Source organism: Microcoleus sp. Pol11C3, assembly GCF_036701485.1.
Taxonomy (GTDB): domain Bacteria; phylum Cyanobacteriota; class Cyanobacteriia; order Cyanobacteriales; family Microcoleaceae; genus Microcoleus.
Genome location: NZ_JAUBQW010000254.1, coordinates 1 through 3,141, shown reverse-complemented (window position 1 = coordinate 3,141; position 3,141 = coordinate 1). Strand labels below are relative to the sequence as shown.

Here is a 3,141-nt window from a genome sequence, read left to right as displayed (position 1 = left end):
TTTGCTCAACAATAGCTCAAAACTACTATTCTGCTTTTTCTGAGCATTTATACTTGTTGCAAAAGTGACACGCTCCCGAACATACATCCTGCTAAGATTTCCCAGCATAGGAGTATAGGAGAGGTTAAAGGTGCATAAGTTTGCACACTGGTCTTGGAGCGTTTTTTTGAAATGCGATCGCACTTTCTCCACCAGCGCCTCTATATCCTCTGAAGAAGAGGAGGCGATCGCCTTCTCACCATCAACTGCATCAAATACTTGTTTTTTGTATCCAGTTTGTTGCAACCATTCAGGAATATCCCGCCAATTTTTTAGGGTATTGAGTGGTTGTTTGGTCAGTTGTTCAACATACCGATATATTGTGCTACACAGGTCAGATTCCACTCCTCTAGCACTTTTATGTAGCTTTCCAGCCATTTCAGCAGGACTATAACCACAAAGTAATCCATGCAGATGTTTCTTTTCTGTGTCTGTGAGTCCCCGTCTCTTGTGAGGCCCAAACTCTCGCTTGGCAACGGCTAAGTCTTTGTATAACTTTTGCAGATCCCAATTAGTTGCGGCTTCGGCAAATAACTCTTCGGATGAATTTGCAGTGCGTACCATCGTTACCACACGATCAAGTCCCTAACAGAAAATCCTAACAAACTTCCTAACCTTTGTTTGGAAGCGACCAGCTATGGGAGTGCAAAGCTATAGATGTACTGATTCAAAAGTCTAAAAGATATGACGAAACAGCAATCCAACTACCAACAACTGTCTCTTTGCATAGACAAGCCAATCTCCACCTTGATCAAAGACCTTAAAATGTCTCGTCATCCACTCGTTATGGATGCTACCAACAAACTTGAAGAAGCCCTACGCCTCTTGCAATATATCCAGGATGCTGGAGTAGTCAAATCGACGAAAACAAAAACAGCTATCTACGAACTCCTGACCAAGGTTTAACGAAACTCGCGTTATCTAGTGGGGTGTGCATCTTGCTAGCCCCACTCTATACAGGACTTATGCAGGCACACTATATATAGTGTTCCTGCATAAATACGAACGCTAATAATTGCTCCAAGCTATTTGCCCGATCGCAATTACCAACTTTTCCTACTTCATTAAAGCAGCGCCGCGGTTGTAAAGTTCGCGCGCGTAATCAGTCCAAGTTCCCTGTCCCCAATAGCGGAAACAGCTTGTTTGCACCAACAAGTTGTAAAGCAAAGCTTGCTGGTATTCAAACTGCTTGGTAACGGTCGCATCTTGCTGCACCAGCGAGTCGTATTTTTTGTGAAATGCAGCGCTGAGTAGATTCATCGGTTCCAAGACATTTTCGTAGCCTTTCACCCAACTCAAATCGTTAGTCCAAGAAGCACCATCCATATGAAAATTATGGTCTGTTTGCTTGAGTTGGGCGATCGCACTTTCCACTTTTTCCGGCGTCGCACTGTCGGGATCGACTAGCTGCCAGATTTTGTGCTGGTTAATCCCCTGACACACAGGATAATCGTCAGGATTGACGCCCGCCGCTTCAATTATCTCCAAATATTCAGTGCCGTTTAAACCAACAACGCCGGATTTTCCGCCGCCTTGTTCGCGGTTTTCGTGCCAAGCTTTGACAAAGGCGCTGGGAAATTCATTCATCATCACACCGCCATTTTCGCCGTCGGCAATCTGAGTAACTAAAGAAGGAACTGTGACATTGCCAATTTGCTGTTTATTGCGTCCTTTTGCTTCGTAATACGGCTGCATTTGACCGACCAATTTCGTATCCGAACCTTGAGTTTTAATCAAAGCTGTGATGCTGATTGTTTCGCCGTGAGAATTGCGGGCAACTAAACGGTTGGGAATATATTTTTGGTCTTGCGACAATCCCGAACCGTCGGGATTTTCTACAGAATGTTCTTGCACCATCAGCCAGCGATAGCCGCATTCTTTCAAAGCTTTGATGTATTCGTAAAGTGTATCAGGATGATTGGGGAAGTGCATTTCAGGGGGTGAAAAACCTTTAACCCGCTTCAGGGCGTCCAAGCCAAAAATTGCCGCAAAATGATGTTGCCATGCTTGAATTTGGAGTTTGATGTCGGGAATGGGAGTTGAGGGAATGACGGCGTGACTCCACATTGTGCCCAGCCATTCTACGTGAGGTTGATATTGAGGATCGCAGGTAATCCGCTTGAGATTATCCAAGATATCGTCCCGTCCCATTTGGCGCAATCCCCACAATAAATTGCCCGAATAGTCGAGCATAATTCGCGGGTTGCAGCCTTCGGCAATCAGTTGGGGAATAAATTCTCCCATGCGGGAATAGCACCAAGCAAAGACTCCGGCGTTGTGGTTATCTCCTTGGTTGGGATGTTCAAACATATTCTGAAGATTGCAGATTAGTTCGCCGTTTGCACCTGCAGGAATTGTGGGTTGGTGCATATGCAGGGCGCAGGCGAATCCGGCTTGAATATTCTCGAGGCGCAGATTTGTGGTAGGTAGAAAGACAGGTTCGTTGCTATTGGCTGCGGCTTTAATTTCTGCTTCGGAGCCGCAAATATTGGGTAATCCTGAGTTGATTTCTTGTAAAATCGGTAAATTGGGAGATTGTGCGATCGCAGGCATAAATTTTTCTCAACAATTGTGGAGGGGCGCTGTCTGCTATTGCTAAGATAGCTAGATAATTTAACAGTAGCAGATGATGTCTGCAAAAGATAAATTTCACAAGATAATTTCGGGAGCGCAAAAGCCCCAAATCATGGGTCAAATCTTTAACACATTTTAAGCAAATAGGCGAGGTATATTATGAAATACGAAATCAAGGTTTTGGAACCCACGGATTTGTGGTACATCCAAAATAACATCAATCCTGAAACTAATAAGTTTTATCATCCCACTAAGAATATTCCCCTCGTTCAGCAAGCGGAAATTAACTTGAACAATTCGGGAGTAATAATTCAAAAAGGTGCGCTGCATTGGTGTATGAGAAAATTGAATTCTGGTGTTCATAAAACGGATAACCGTTTGAAAGATATGTGGGTATCTTTGACAACGGAAATGGATTACAACGCTCCCGTATATGAAGGAACTGGTACAGTAGACCTCTTGCGAAAGTGCGATCGCTTTGGTAAAATAAAATAAAAAATTAGCTTAATAATATGAATTACGAACAAT

Annotated in this window: 3 protein-coding genes and 1 pseudogene; 2 read left to right on the top strand and 2 right to left on the bottom strand. The window is 43.7% G+C overall.

Going from position 1 to position 3,141, the window contains the following annotated elements; genetic code table 11:
• Positions 1–612 (bottom strand): annotated as a pseudogene (locus QUA40_RS28150) (hypothetical protein); the annotation flags it as partial.
• 111 nt (positions 613–723) lie between these two features.
• Here QUA40_RS28150 and QUA40_RS28145 point away from each other — a divergent pair.
• The gene (locus QUA40_RS28145) at positions 724–945 is read left to right on the top strand and encodes a hypothetical protein (RefSeq protein WP_333131925.1); all 222 of its coding nucleotides are present in this window, start codon (positions 724–726) and stop codon (positions 943–945) included.
• 150 nt (positions 946–1,095) lie between these two features.
• Here the strand turns inward: QUA40_RS28145 and QUA40_RS28140 are convergent, their stop codons facing one another.
• Positions 1,096–2,592 (bottom strand): glycosyl hydrolase family 57, encoded by a 1,497-nt coding sequence (locus QUA40_RS28140; protein ID WP_333131923.1) that lies wholly within the window; start codon positions 2,590–2,592, stop codon positions 1,096–1,098.
• 180 nt (positions 2,593–2,772) lie between these two features.
• Here QUA40_RS28140 and QUA40_RS28135 point away from each other — a divergent pair, with 180 nt between their 5' ends.
• Positions 2,773–3,108: a hypothetical protein gene (locus QUA40_RS28135; RefSeq protein WP_333131921.1), complete on the top strand. Its 336-nt coding sequence runs from the start codon at positions 2,773–2,775 to the stop codon at positions 3,106–3,108.
• Positions 3,109–3,141 lie beyond the last annotated feature (33 nt).